This is a genomic window from Solwaraspora sp. WMMD792 (assembly GCF_029626105.1).
Classification (GTDB): Bacteria; Actinomycetota; Actinomycetes; order Mycobacteriales; family Micromonosporaceae; genus Micromonospora_E.
The window spans coordinates 5,483,458-5,496,134 of sequence record NZ_JARUBH010000009.1 but is presented as its reverse complement, the minus strand read 5'-3'; the positions used below and the strand labels follow the sequence as shown (position 1 = coordinate 5,496,134).

The 12,677-nt window shown below is 70.8% G+C and carries 12 protein-coding genes; 7 read left to right on the top strand and 5 right to left on the bottom strand.

Annotated elements, in window-relative coordinates; all coding sequences use genetic code 11:
- Position 1: 1 nt before the first annotated feature.
- The 6 genes from O7629_RS25590 to O7629_RS25565 all read left to right on the top strand — a co-directional run bounded on the left by O7629_RS25590 (position 2) and on the right by O7629_RS25565 (position 8,202).
- Positions 2-2,539, top strand: coding sequence for an FtsX-like permease family protein (locus O7629_RS25590; protein ID WP_278172336.1), 2,538 nt, complete (start codon positions 2-4; stop codon positions 2,537-2,539).
- A 96-nt stretch (positions 2,540-2,635) separates the two neighbouring features.
- The gene (locus tag O7629_RS25585; protein ID WP_278172335.1) at positions 2,636-3,835 is read left to right on the top strand and encodes a serine hydrolase domain-containing protein; all 1,200 of its coding nucleotides are present in this window, start codon (positions 2,636-2,638) and stop codon (positions 3,833-3,835) included.
- 80 nt (positions 3,836-3,915) lie between these two features.
- Entirely contained in the window at positions 3,916-5,121 is a 1,206-nt protein-coding gene (locus tag O7629_RS25580) for a serine hydrolase domain-containing protein (RefSeq protein WP_278172334.1), read from the top strand.
- Positions 5,122-5,259: 138 nt separating this feature from the next.
- On the top strand, positions 5,260-5,955 hold the full coding sequence (locus O7629_RS25575) for a DUF2202 domain-containing protein (protein ID WP_278172333.1): 696 nt from the start codon (positions 5,260-5,262) through the stop codon (positions 5,953-5,955).
- A gap of 170 nt (positions 5,956-6,125) precedes the next feature.
- Positions 6,126-6,818, top strand: coding sequence for a response regulator transcription factor (locus tag O7629_RS25570; protein ID WP_278172332.1), 693 nt, complete (start codon positions 6,126-6,128; stop codon positions 6,816-6,818).
- A complete protein-coding gene (locus O7629_RS25565; protein ID WP_278172331.1) occupies positions 6,808-8,202 on the top strand; it encodes a HAMP domain-containing sensor histidine kinase in 1,395 nt (464 codons plus the stop codon). Before O7629_RS25570 ends, O7629_RS25565 begins: the two co-directional genes overlap by 11 nt.
- A 9-nt stretch (positions 8,203-8,211) precedes the next feature.
- Here the strand turns inward: O7629_RS25565 and O7629_RS25560 are convergent, their stop codons facing one another.
- The 3 genes from O7629_RS25560 to O7629_RS25550 all read right to left on the bottom strand — a co-directional run bounded on the left by O7629_RS25560 (position 8,212) and on the right by O7629_RS25550 (position 10,196).
- Complete coding sequence (locus tag O7629_RS25560) at positions 8,212-8,952, bottom strand: VIT family protein (RefSeq protein WP_278172330.1); 741 nt, start codon at positions 8,950-8,952, stop codon at positions 8,212-8,214.
- Between the two features lie 66 nt (positions 8,953-9,018).
- Positions 9,019-9,645 (bottom strand): PIN domain-containing protein, encoded by a 627-nt coding sequence (locus O7629_RS25555; RefSeq protein ID WP_278172329.1) that lies wholly within the window; start codon positions 9,643-9,645, stop codon positions 9,019-9,021.
- A gap of 44 nt (positions 9,646-9,689) precedes the next feature.
- Positions 9,690-10,196 (bottom strand): helix-turn-helix domain-containing protein, encoded by a 507-nt coding sequence (locus O7629_RS25550; RefSeq protein ID WP_278172328.1) that lies wholly within the window; start codon positions 10,194-10,196, stop codon positions 9,690-9,692.
- Positions 10,197-10,328: 132 nt separating this feature from the next.
- Between O7629_RS25550 and O7629_RS25545 the strand changes: the two genes are divergently transcribed.
- Positions 10,329-10,784: a hypothetical protein gene (locus tag O7629_RS25545; protein WP_278172327.1), complete on the top strand. Its 456-nt coding sequence runs from the start codon at positions 10,329-10,331 to the stop codon at positions 10,782-10,784.
- 40 nt (positions 10,785-10,824) lie between these two features.
- Here the strand turns inward: O7629_RS25545 and O7629_RS25540 are convergent, their stop codons facing one another.
- Together O7629_RS25540 and O7629_RS25535 are read right to left on the bottom strand one after the other, a co-directional pair.
- Positions 10,825-11,448, bottom strand: coding sequence for a response regulator transcription factor (locus tag O7629_RS25540; protein WP_278172326.1), 624 nt, complete (start codon positions 11,446-11,448; stop codon positions 10,825-10,827).
- Positions 11,445-12,593, bottom strand: a complete 1,149-nt coding sequence (locus O7629_RS25535; protein WP_278172325.1) for a histidine kinase — start codon at positions 12,591-12,593, stop codon at positions 11,445-11,447. The genes O7629_RS25540 and O7629_RS25535 overlap by 4 nt, the downstream gene beginning before the upstream one ends.
- Positions 12,594-12,677: the final 84 nt, after the last annotated feature.

The following is a 12,677-nucleotide window of genomic DNA, read 5'->3' as shown; positions in this document are numbered from 1 at the left end:
CATGCTGATGCTCGCCCTCCGGATGCTGCGCCACCGCATCGGCAGCGCCGTCGCCACCCTCGTCGCGCTCACCTGCGGCGTCATGATCCTCATGTCGATGGGCGTGATGGTCGAATCCGGGATGCGGTTCACCCCCGAACCGCAGCGGTACGGCGCCGCCGACATCCTGGTCGCGGATCGCGACATGACCATCGAGACCACCGAGTTCGGCGAGACGTCCACGGTCACCGTGGACCTGCCCACCGGCGGAAGCGTGCCCGTCACCCTGGCCGAACGCATCGGGCAGCTGCCCGGCGTGGCGGTCGCCGCCACCGACCGGTCGATCCAGGCAGTGGTGCCGATCGACGAGACCGCGCAGGGGGCGCTCGGGCACGGTTGGAGCAGCGCCGCGCTCACCCCGTACCGGATCGTCGACGGCGACCAGCCGGACACCACCGACGAGGTCGCCATCGACGCCCGGCTCGCCTCGGCGGCCGGCGGCCAGCTGCGCCCCGGCGACCAGGTTCCGGTCCTCGCCGCCGGCTCGGTGCAGCAGTACCGGATCAGCGGCATCGTGGACCGTACCGCCGCCGGTGACCAGCCGCCCGCGCTGTTCTTCACCGACGACCACGCCGCCGCGCTCAGCGCCAACCCGGACCAGGCCGGAGTGATCGGGATCGTCCTGGCCGCCGGCGCGGACCCGGCGGCCGTGACGGCCGAGGTCGGCCGGCTGGCCGCCGAATCCGGCGCGACGGTCTACACCGGCACCGAACGGGCCGGACTCGAACAGTCCGAGGCGCTCATGGCGGCCGACATGCTGATCCAGCTCGGTTCCGTACTCGGTGGCTACGTCGCCGGGCTCGTCATGTTCGTCGTCGCCGGAACGATCGGCCTGGCGGTCCGCCACCGCCGCCGCGACCTGGCCCTGTTGCGCGCCGTCGCGGCGACCCCGGGACAGGTACGGCTGCTGGTCGTCGCCGAGGTCGCACAGTTGGCCATCGTCGCGGTGGTGCTCGGCATCCCCGCCGGGCTGTGGGCGACCGACTGGGTGCACCGGCAGCTGATGGACCGTGGCTTCATCCCGCACGGCTTCCCGTTCGACGGCGGGGTGCTCACCGCCGTGGCGGTCAGCGTGGCGACCGTGCTGGTGGCGGTGTCGGCGGCGCTGATCGCGGCCCGCCGTACGGTGCGGATCCGGCCGACCGAGGCGCTCGGTGAGATCGCCGTGGAGCCGGCCCGCAGCAGCATCCTGCGGCTGTTCGCCGGTCTGATCGCGCTCGGCGGCGGGGTCACCTTGACCATGTTCACCACCGCCCTGCGCGGCCAGGCCGGACTCAGTGCGGCGCTGGGCATGCTGTTCGTCTTCGTGCTCGCCGCCGCACTGCTCGCGCCGTGGATCAACCGGTACGCCGCACAGGTACTCGGCCCGGTGCTGCGCGCCGTGTGGGGCGACAGCGGATACCTGGCGGCGGCCAACCTGCGGGCGAACGCGCAGGGCATGGCGACCGTGCTGACCGCGCTGGTGCTGTCGGTCGGCTTCGGCGGCTCGATCTGGTTCCTGCAGGACAACCTGGACCGGCAGGCCATCGCCCAGACCCGCGACGGCACGTTGGCCCAGCACACCCTGATGTCGGCGGTCGGGCTGCCGGTGAGCGCCGCAGCGGACGCCCGCGAGCTGCCCGGCGTCGTCGCCGCCACACCGATCCGGCGTACCTCGGTGATCCTGCCGGTGATGGGGGGCGCCGAACCCTTCGGAGCCCAGGCAATCGACCCCGACGGGGCCGACCGGACCATGGACCTGTCGGTCACCGACGGCAGCCTCGCCGACCTGCGTGGCGACACCGTGGCACTGTCCAACCTGCAGGCATCCACCCTGGGAGTGGATCTCGGCGACCAGGTCGAGATCTGGCTCGGCGACGGCACCCCGGTGACGTTGCGGCTGGTCGCCATCTACGAACGCGGGCTGGCCTTCGGGGACGTGACCCTCAACCGGGAGACGGTCGACGGCCACACCCCGACCAACCTCGACGACGAGGTCCTGATCCGCACCGAACCGGGCAACGCCGAGGCCGTCGCCGGGCTCGCCGGCCTGGTCGAGCGGTACCCGGGCAGCGGCCTGATCGACACCGGCGCGGTCGGTGCCCAGCTCGCCACCGACCTGGCGCTCAGCGCCTGGATGAACAAGCTGGTCATCGGGGTCATGGTCGGCTACGCCGCCCTCGCCGCCGCCAACACCATGATCATGGCGGCGCTGACCCGCAGCCGTGAACTGGCCCTGCTGCGCCTGGTCGGCGTCACCACCCGCCAGGTCAAGCGGATGGTGCACGCCGAACAGGTCGGCCTGCTCGGCACGTCGCTGCTCATCGGTGGTGCCATCGCCGCCGTCACGTTGGTCTCGGTGGTCCGGATGATGACCGGACAGCTGGTCCCCTACGTCCCGCCGCTCGGCTGGATCTCGATCATCGGCGGTACCACGCTGCTCGCGCTGGTCACCACCATCGCCCCCATCAGCGCACTCCTGCGGACGCCACCGGTCAACAGCATCGGCGTCAAGGAGTAACCGCCAGCCAGTCCACCGCAGGTGCCGACGAACCGTCGTCGGCTCCGTGGATCGGCGCACCGTGCGCCCGATCCGAACACCCACCAGGAGGTTCCAATGTCACCGCAACACACCACGACCCCGCGCAAGCGGTTCGGGCTCGGTCGCCGCAGCGCCGCCGCACTGGCGCTCGTCGCGCTGGTCGGGTTCGCCGGCATCGGCATCCAGTACGCCGACGCCGCGCAGGCCCACCACCGCCCGAAGAAGGACTCCATCCAGACCAGCATCGACGCGCTGGTCAAGGCCGGCGTCGCCCCCGGGGCGCTGGTCTCGGTACGGGACAGCAGGGGCCGCGTCACCAACTACACCGCCGGCGTCAACGACCCACGTACCCGGGCGAAGGTGCCCACCGACGGGTACGTGCGGATGGCGAGCAACACCAAGATGTACACCGCCGTCGCCGTCCTGCAGCTCGTCGACGAGGGCAAGGTCAAACTGGACGAGCCGATCGAGACGTACCTGCCGGGGCTGGTCCGTGGCGAGGGCTTCGACGGACACACCATCACCGTCCGCCACCTGCTGAGCATGACCAGCGGCCTGCCGGAGTACGAACTGCCCGACGTCTCCGTCTGGGGCGACCGGTACTACGAGCCGCGTGACATGATCGACTCGGCGTTCTCCCAGCCGGCGCACGCCCCGGCACCCGGCGGGCAGGTGCAGTACCGCAACACCAACTACATCCTGGCCGGCCTGCTGGTGCAGAAGGTCACCGGTCGCCCGCTGTCCGAAGTGATCACCAACAAGATCCTGAAGCCGGCCCGGCTGCACGAGACGTACTGGCCGAGCGTCGGTGACAAGACCATCCGTCGGCCGCACGCCAAGGGCTACCTGCCGGACCCGGAGACGATGAAGTGGGTCGACACCACCCAGGTGGACCCCTCCATCGCCTGGGCGGCCGGCCAGATGATCTCCACCCCGAGTGACCTCAACAAGTTCCTGGTGGCGCTGCAGAACGGAAAGCTGATCAAGCCGGCGACCCTGGCCGAGATGCGCGACAGCAAGGTCTTCCTGCCCGGCGGCGAGGCCTTCCCGGACCTGGTGTGGCACTACGGCCTCGGCACCACCGGATACGACCTCACCTGCGGCGGTCGCGCCTGGGGACACGGCGGTGACATCGACGGATACTCCAGCCGTACCGCCATCACCGCCGACGGTCGCGCCGTGACCATCGTGATGACCGCCGAGTCGAGCCCGGTCCCCGACGGCGTCTTCCAGGTCCTGGACGCGTTCGACGCCGCCCTGTGCGCCGGTAAGTGACCCCGCGCCCCGGCCGGGATGCTCGGCGCGTCCCGGCCGGGGCGGCACCCCCCATCCCCCGAGTGAAGGAGCCACCTACCGTGCCCACCTCAGTCTCCCTACCGAACCGGCCCACCCGGTCGCGTCGCCGGATCGTCACCATCGCGACGGCCGCCGCGATCGCCGCCGGCGGGCTCGCGGCCGCCGGTCCGGTCACCGCCGCCCAGGCCGAGACCCGCCCCGACGCCATCGGGCAACGCCCCGACGCCATCTCGCAGCGCATCGACGCCCTCGTCGGCCCCGACCGGCACCCCGGCGCGCTGGCCGCCGTGCGGGACCAGCGCGGCCGGACCCGCCACTACACGGCCGGCGTCGGCGATCTGCACACCGGCGCGAAGGTGCCGAGAAACGGCCAGGTACGCATCGGCAGCGCCAGCAAGATGTTCGCCTCCGTCGTCGTGCTGCAGCTCGTCGACGAAGGCACAGTGGACCTCGACGCCTCGGTCGAGACGTACCTGCCGGGCCTGGTCCGCAGCCCTGGCGTCGATCCCGACGCGATCACCGTCCGCCAGCTGCTGCAGCACACCAGCGGACTGCCCGACTACACCGACTCGATGTTCCCGAAAATGATCGACATCCCGCCGTACCAGCACATCTACCTCGAACCCCGGGACCTGCTCGACATGGCCAACGCCATGGAAGGCCGGCCGGCCGGCACCTGGTCCTACAGCAACACCAACTACCTGCTGGCCGGGCTGATCGCCCAACGGGTCACCGGCCGCCCGTTCAACGAGCTGGTCACCACCCGGATCATCGAACGGCTCGGCCTGCGGCACACGTACGCGCCCGAGGTCGGTGAGGAAGGCATCCGGGGCAGGCACCCCAAGGGCTACCAGCTCGACGACGCCACCAAGGAACTGCTCGACTTCACCCGGATGGACCCGAGCTGGGGCTGGGCCGCCGGGCAACTGATCTCCACCCCGGCCGACCTCAACACGTTCCTGCGGGCGCTGCTCGACGGCAAGCTGCTCAAACCGGCGCAGCTGGCCGAGATGCGTACCACCGTCGCCGTACACCCGCAGTCGGACCTGAGGTACGGGCTCGGACTCTTCAGTACCCCGTTGAGCTGCGGCGGGGTGGCCTGGGGCCACGGCGGCGACATCCCGGGCTACTCGACCACCAACGGTGCCACCGACGACGGCCGCGCGGCGACCCTCACGGTCACCTCGCTCACCGGGTCGGTGACCGACAAGTCCGTCGCCGCCGAGCGGGCCGCGCTCGTCGACGCCGCACTGTGTACGGGGTGACGCGCCGCGGCTGAGGCCGCTCGCCGCGCGGCACGGACCCTGAGGTCTCCACACGTTCTGCACATCGGCGTCACAGCGCGTGCACCGCTGCGAGCGACGGTGAACGTGAAAGTGATCGACGCGACCGGAGGAGGGGTCATGAACAGGAAGACTCGGCTGGCGACGGCGCTGGTGGCCGGTGGTGTGCTCACCGCCGCAGCGGTGGCGGTGACGGCCCCGGCGATCGCCGGGGCGGGGCCGTTCGGCAACCCGTCGGTGAGCGCCTCGTGGTCCGGCCCGATGTCTCACATGGGCCCGGGAACCGCTGGCAACGGCATGGGAAGGGCCGGCAACGGCATGGGGGCGGCTTCCCGTGACGGTAGCTGCCTGTACCCGTCGGCGGACGTGCCGTCCGGCACGTTGACTGAGCAGCAGAAGGCCACCCTGGCCAGCATGGCGCAGGAGGAGAAGCTTGCCGGGGATCTGTACCGGGCGTTCGCCGACGAGTACCCGGCGGTGGTCTTCGACCGGATCGCCGCCGCCGAGGACCAGCACCTGGCGGCGGTGCGTACCCTGCTGGACCGGTACGGGCTCGACGACCCGACCGCGGACCAGCCGGCCGGTCAGTTCTCCGACCCGGCCGTGCAGGCGACCTACGACCGGCTGCTGGCCGAAGGTCTGACCAGCCAGAGCGCTGCGTTCGGCGTCGGGCAGCAGGTCGAGCAGGCCGACATCGACAGCCTGCAGCAGGCCCTCACCGGGCTGAGCGCGGGTGACGTGGACCGGGTGTACCAGCACCTGTTGGCCGCCTCGCAGCGCCACCTGACCGCGTTCACCACCTGGGCTACCCGGTAGTCCAGCACCGGACCTGCGTCAGTCGACGCACCGGCACAGCCGGTCGGCTGGCGCAGGTCCTCCGCGTTGCACCGCAAGGGGCGACCGCGCGGCAGGACGTGCCGTCGGGCGGGTGGGGAGAGGCCGAACGGCTCTGCCGCCCCACCGGCTGACCGCGATGAGGTGGAGTCATGGCCGGCACCGTGCTTGTCGTCGAGGACGATCGGGAAATCCGCGAGCTGCTGCGCCGCTACCTGGAACGGGCCGGTCTGCAAGCCCACACCACCCACTCCGGAGCCGAGGCCGTCCGCCTGCTCGACGAAGGCGGCATCGATCTGGTCGTGCTCGACCTGGGGCTGCCCGACGTCGACGGCCTCGACGTGCTGGCCGCGGCCCGCGCCGACGGCGACGTGCCGACCATCGTGCTGACCGCCCGCAGCGGCGTGGACGACCGCATCCGGGGACTGCAGCACGGCGCCGACGACTACGTCACCAAGCCGTTCAGCCCCACCGAACTCGTCCTACGGGTGCAGGCCGTTCTGCACCGCCTGCGCGGTGGCGCCACCGAGCCGGGCCCGGCCTCGTACGGAGCCGGTCGGCTACGGATCGACGAGGCCCGGCACGAGGCGTGGCTGGCCGGCCGACTGCTGGAGCTGACCCCGACCGAGTGGGGTCTGTTGACCACCATGGCGTCCGCGCCCGGCCGGGTGTTCTCCCGCTACGAACTGGTCAACCGGGTCCGAGGCTACGAGTTCGCCGGCTACGAACGGACCATCGACTCACATGTGAAGAACCTGCGCCGCAAGCTCGCTGCCGACCCGGGCGAGATCATCGCGACCGTGCTCGGCGTCGGATACCGGCTGGTCCTCGGCCGTGACCGGTGACCCGACCGCTGTATTCGGCCCGCTCGGCCGACGGCTGCTCGCCGCGTTCGCCGCAGTGGCCCTGTCCTCCGTCGCCATCCTGACCATCGCCGCGCTCATCGGCACCGACCGGGGACTGGCCACCGCCGAACGCGCCAACCGCGAAGCGGCCGCCACCCGTACGGCGGTAGCCGTCGCCGACGGCTACCCTGCGACCGGTGGCTGGTCCGCCGCCGACCTGACCGCTGCACGGGCCATCGCCGAGGCGGCCGGCGCGCAACTGGTCATCCGGGACGCCACCGGCGCGATGGTGTGGCCCGGCCGGGCACCCGCCGGCTCCGGCCCCATGCGGGGCGCCCACCACGACGCCACCGGCACCGCAGCGACCGGCACGCTGGAGACCGCCACCGTCCGGGTCGCCGGTCAGGACGTGGGAACAGTCGAACTCATCTTCGGCCGCGCACCCGTGACCGGTGGACGCGCGGTCGCCTGGCAGTGGGTCGCCGCCGCTGGCGTTGCCGCGCTGCTGCTCGCCCTGGCCGTGAGCTGGTACGTCGCCTGCCGGCTCAGCGTGCCGCTGGTCGCGGTGACCCGGGCCGCCCGTGCCTTCGCCGGCGGTGACCGGGCCGTGCGCGCCCGGCTGCGCGCCCCCGGCGAACTCGGCGAGCTCGCCAGCGCGGTCGACGCGATGGCCGACCAGGTGACGCAGGCGGAACAGGTACGTCGGCAACTGTCGGCCGACGTCGCCCACGAACTGCGTACCCCACTTGCCTCCCTGCAGGCCGGCCTGGAGGAGCTACGCGACGGCCTGGCCGAGCCGGACCCGGCCCGGCTGGCCAGCCTGCACGATCAGAGCCTGCGGCTGGGCCGGGTGGTGGAGGATCTCGCCGAGTTGTCGGCGGCCGAGTCCGCGGCGCTGTCGCTGCGCCGCGCCGATGTCGACCTCGCCGGCATCGTCACCGCCGCGCTCGACGGTCAGGAACCCCGGCTGCGCAGCGCCGGCCTTCGCGTCGACCGTGACATCCGCTCCCCGGTCCCGGTACACGCCGACCCCGATCGGCTCCACCAGGCCGTCACCAACCTGCTGACCAACGCCGCCCGCTACTGCCGACCGGGCGACCAGGTCCAGGTCAGCGTCGACACCGTCGACCACCACGCGCGCATCCGGGTCGCCGACACCGGACCTGGCATCGAACCCGCCGACCTGCCGCACGTCTTCGACCGTTTCTGGCGTGGCCGGAACAGCCGGTCCGCCGTCGGGGCCGGCATCGGTCTCGCGGTGGTCCGCGAACTCGTCGCGGCACACGGCGGCGCCGTAGACGCGCAGTCGCGGCCCGGCCAGGGCAGCACGTTCACCATCCGGCTTCCGCTGGCCCCACGTTTGTCGGCAGGTTCCAGCGGGTGACCGGCTGGCTCAGAGCACCGTCGCGCCGACGAGTTGCCCGATGGCAAAGGTGACGGCCATGGCCAGGGCACCGCCAGCGACGAGTCTGACGACGGCCCGACCCACGCGGGCGGAGCCAAGTCTCGCGCTCACCGCACCCGTCATCGCGAGCGTGAGCAGCACGACAGCGAACGTCACGGGGACCCGCGCGCCGGGTGGTGGCAGCAGGATCGCGATCAGCGGCAGCAGCGACCCCAGGGTGAAGGCGATCGCCGAGGCGCCGGCCGCGTGCCAGGGATTCGTCAACGAATCTGGGTCGATCCGCAGCTCGATGTCGGCGTGCGCGGCGAAGGCGTCCTTCGCGGTCAGCTCCTCCGCCACCAGCCGGGCGGTCCCGGCCGTCAGGCCCTTTGCGACGTAGAGCGCGGTCAGCTCGTCCAGCTCCTGCTCGGGGAACCGTTCGAGCTCGGTGCGTTCCTTCGCCAGTAGCGCCCGTTCGGAGTCACGTTGGCTGCTCACCGACACGTACTCACCCAGGGCCATGGAGACGGCGCCCGCCGCCACTCCCGCGACCCCCGCGGTCAGGACGGGGCCGGTGGCGATGGTCGCGCCGGCCACTCCCACGACGAGACCCGCCGTCGACACAATGCCGTCGTTGGCGCCCAGCACCCCGGCCCGTAACCAGTTCAACCGGGTGGAGATTTCGCCGCCGTGCGGTTCACCCACGTGAATCGTGCCGGGCCAGCCGGCTCCCGTACCTTCGGCACTCATTCGGATCACCTGCCACCGCCACCGTACGGCGGGGCGTCCTGCCACGGCAACGAAGCTTAGCCTGCGCTATGGCTGGACGAAGCGTGGCGTCGATGTGGTCGGCGAACGCGGCCGGACCTTCGCCGCGGCGAGAAGACTCTGCAGGTGATCGGCGAATCTCGGAGCGCCGCACGCGCTGAGCCGGTCAAGCAGGTCGTCCAAACTGATCTTTGGGTTTCCTTCCGCTCTGCCCGTTTCCGCGCTCTGCCGCTTGATCACATCGACCACCAGGACCGGCGCCAGATCGTATTGAAGGCACAGGAAGCGGTCGGGTGTCAGTGTTTCGATGTTGAGCGGATCCATGACCTCACGGGGGAAGTGTCTGACGTTGTTCGTCACCACGACGTCTGCTCGGCCAGCGACGGCTGCAGCCAGGACGTGTCGATCGCCGGAATCGTTCTTCATCTCCACGGTGAGGGACTCATATCCGGTGACCAGGGCGTCGGTGAACGCCTTGTTCATGCTCGTGAACATCGCATCGAGACGTCCGTGGTCAATGTTCGGCCGAAGCCGCACGATCGTGCGTCGCGTCTCCGCGAGAATTTCAGCACTCCACAGGGGGCGGTAGAGATCGGCTTCGGCAATCCGCAGGAGGGTGTCTCGTAACAGGTTCGGAACCAAGACGTTCGCATCGAGGAGGGCGGAGAACGGCACCAGATGAGCTTAGGCGTACCTGGCCTACGGTGAAACCGTCCGCTTCACACCTGGTTGTCATCGCCTTCAGTGGATTCGTCGGCGGTGAGGTCGTACAGCCCCAGAGCGATGCTCTCGGCTGTCAGTTGGTCTAGCAGTTGCCTACGCTCCACCCGCCGCTGCTCCTGATACCGCAGTACGTCCGCGAGCTTGATGCGACGATGGCTGTTCGGGCGTTCGTGAGGAATTTTCCCTTCCTCCAGGAGTTTCGTCAGGGTCGGCCGCGAGATGCCGAGCATGTCGGCGGCTTGCTGCGTAGTGAGAGTCGTATGTTGCGGGGCGATCGTCACGGCATAGCCGCTGGCCAGTGCCTCAAGTGCCTTGACGAGAATGTCGTGCAGGCCGTCGGGAATCGGCCGGGACGCGCTGCCATCGGCGCTCACCAGCCGAGCGCGGCCGGTCGGCGGCTGGTGTCCCCGATCACGGAGCACTTGCAGCAGGTCGACGACTTCCGCGCTGTCGGCGGCGTCGGGGAGGATCGTCTGCTCATCCATGACCCTGGCAGCTGTCATGCTGCTAGGGTCCGATTAAAACGTAAGATTCGCAAGGTGGACGTGGGAAGCTTGGCAACATCGTGAATTACGGACAAAATTCCCCGCTGCTCCGCTGCGTCAACCTCCCGGCGGGCGGGTACGAGCCTGCGTATGCGGCGAATCTGGAGTGGGCTGCTGGCCGGTGCCGCCGGCACCAGCGCCCTCAACATGGTCACCTACCTCGACATGGCCGGCCGGGCCCGGCCGGCGAGCAGCACCCCGCAGCGTAGCGTCGGCCGGCTCGCCGAGACGCTGCACGTCGACCTGGGCGACGAGGAGACAGCCAGCAACCGGCGGGCCGGGCTCGGGCCGCTGCTCGGCTACGCCACCGGCCTCGGCGCCGGAGCGCTGTACGCCGTGGCCGGACCCCGCCGGGCCCCGGTCTGGGCGGCCACCGGCCTGCTCGCCATGTTGGCGATGGCCGGCTCGGACGCGCCGATGACCCTGCTCAAGGTGACCGACCCGCGGCAGTGGAGCGCCGCCGACTGGGCGTCGGACATCGTGCCGCACCTGGCGTACGGCCTGGTCGCCGCCGCCGTGCTGCACCGGTTGCAGCGCCGCGACTGACCTGCCCGGCCGTGCGGCCGTACGGCGTACCCCGACGGGTTCAGAGCCAGTCGTGTTCGCGGGCGTAGCGGGCCGCGTCGTGCCGGGTCCGGGTCTGGGTCTTCTGCATCGCGTTGGACAGATAGTTGCGTACGGTGCCCTCGGCGAGGTGGAGCCGGACGGCGATGTCGGCTACCGAGTACCCGTCGCCGGTGGCCCGCAGCACGTCGACCTCCCGGTCGGTCAGTGGGCAGTCGTCGATGACGGCGAGCGCGGAAACGTCCGGATCGATCCACCGCTTGCCCGCGTGCAGGGTGCCGATGACCGAGGCGATGTGCGCGGGCTCGGCCGACTTGCTGACGAAGCCCTGTACGCCGAGCCGGAGAGCGCGGCGCAGCACACCCGGTCGGGCGTGCCGGGTCAGCATCAGGATGACCTGTTCGGGCCGGGTCTGCCGGATCTGGGCGACGGCGGCGAGCCCGTCCACGCCGGGCATCTCCAGGTCGATGACGAGGACGTCGGGCCGGTGGTGCAGGGTCGCCTCGACAGCCGACGCGCCGTCGGCGGCTTCGGCGAGCACGGTGATGTCGCCTTCGAGCGGCAGCAGCGCGGCCATCGCCTTGCGGAGCAGGACTTCGTCGTCGGCGAGCACCACGGTGGTCGCCGGGGCATCGGCCTGCGTCATCGGTCCTCCATCGGTGCGGAGCCAGTGCGCGGGCCGGTGCGCGGGCCGGTGCGCGGGAAGGTCGCAGCCGTCAGGAAACGCCCATCGGACTGCTCCACGGTGAGCTCACCGGCGCTGCCGGCCACCCGGTCCCGCAGCGCGGCCAGGCCACGCAGCTCGGGCAGCGGACTCTGCGGTGCGCCGTCGTTGACCACGGTGATGCCCGAACCGGACAGGGTGATCTTCACCTGGGTGGCCTGTGCGTGCCGCAGGATGTTGGTCGTCGTCTCGCGCAGGACCTGGCCGAGCAGTTCGTCGGCGCGGGTGTCGACTTCGGCCTCACGGTCGACGCGGACCCGGATGCCGGCGGCTTCGAAGAGGTTCTTGGCGTTCTCCAGCTCGGCGGAGAGGTTGAGTCGCCGCTGCGCGTAGGCGAGCTCCTTCGTCTGGTTGATGGTGTCGCTGACCAGGGAATAGATCTCCCGCAGCTCGTTGTCGACCCGGTCGGGGTCGGTACGGACCAGTTTGCGGGCCAACGCGATCTTCAGCTTCACCACGTGCAAGGTGTGGCCCTGGATGTCGTGCAGGTCGCTGGCGAACCGGGCGCGTTCCCGAAAGACGGCCAGCTCCGCTTCACGCCGGCGGGACTCCTGCAACTCGTCGACGACGTCGTAGAACCGCTTGTTCGGAAACATCAGGCCGGTGATCACCGCGACGGCACCGGCGGGAAGGACGACGTACTGCAGGAGGACGTCGGAGACGCTCTCGGACGACACCAGCAGCCGCGTCGCGCCGACCGCCGCGACGTAGCCGACGAGACCGACGGCCGCCGCAGCCCGGTGCCGCTTCAAGTAGGGGACGACGAGGGAGCCGACGAGGGCCAGGCCGTAGAACGCACGCGGGCTGTCGATCATCAGTACGCCGAGCGGCCAGACGGCGGCGGTGACGATCAGACAGGCCGGGGCGAACCGGGGCAGGTCGCGTGCCGTCCACCGCTCGAAGGCCACCAGTGCCGCGACCACGCCCGAGGCCAGGATGAGCGCGTCCCACCAGGTGCGGGAGTCCGCCACCACCACGATAGCCCCGCCGACGGCGAGCGGCGGGGCCAGCATGACGAGGTTGAGTTTGCGCAGCCGTCGCCGCGTGGGCTCGGTGTGCTCGGGCATCTGCTGAGTATTCGTCCGGTTCCGGGCTGGCCACCAGTGACACTACGTCACGGGTGCACCGGCGGGAATGTCATCCCGAAGTGG

Coding starts and splice junctions, on each gene's coding strand:
- O7629_RS25590 (WP_278172336.1), top strand. CDS start 2: ATGCTGATGCTCGCCCTCCGGATGCTGCGCCACCGCATCGGCAGCGCC.
- O7629_RS25585 (WP_278172335.1), top strand. CDS start 2,636: ATGTCACCGCAACACACCACGACCCCGCGCAAGCGGTTCGGGCTCGGT.
- O7629_RS25575 (WP_278172333.1), top strand. CDS start 5,260: ATGAACAGGAAGACTCGGCTGGCGACGGCGCTGGTGGCCGGTGGTGTG.
- O7629_RS25570 (WP_278172332.1), top strand. CDS start 6,126: ATGGCCGGCACCGTGCTTGTCGTCGAGGACGATCGGGAAATCCGCGAG.
- O7629_RS25560 (WP_278172330.1), bottom strand. CDS start 8,952: ATGAGTGCCGAAGGTACGGGAGCCGGCTGGCCCGGCACGATTCACGTG.
- O7629_RS25550 (WP_278172328.1), bottom strand. CDS start 10,196: ATGACAGCTGCCAGGGTCATGGATGAGCAGACGATCCTCCCCGACGCC.
- O7629_RS25545 (WP_278172327.1), top strand. CDS start 10,329: ATGCGGCGAATCTGGAGTGGGCTGCTGGCCGGTGCCGCCGGCACCAGC.
- O7629_RS25540 (WP_278172326.1), bottom strand. CDS start 11,448: ATGACGCAGGCCGATGCCCCGGCGACCACCGTGGTGCTCGCCGACGAC.
- O7629_RS25535 (WP_278172325.1), bottom strand. CDS start 12,593: ATGCCCGAGCACACCGAGCCCACGCGGCGACGGCTGCGCAAACTCAAC.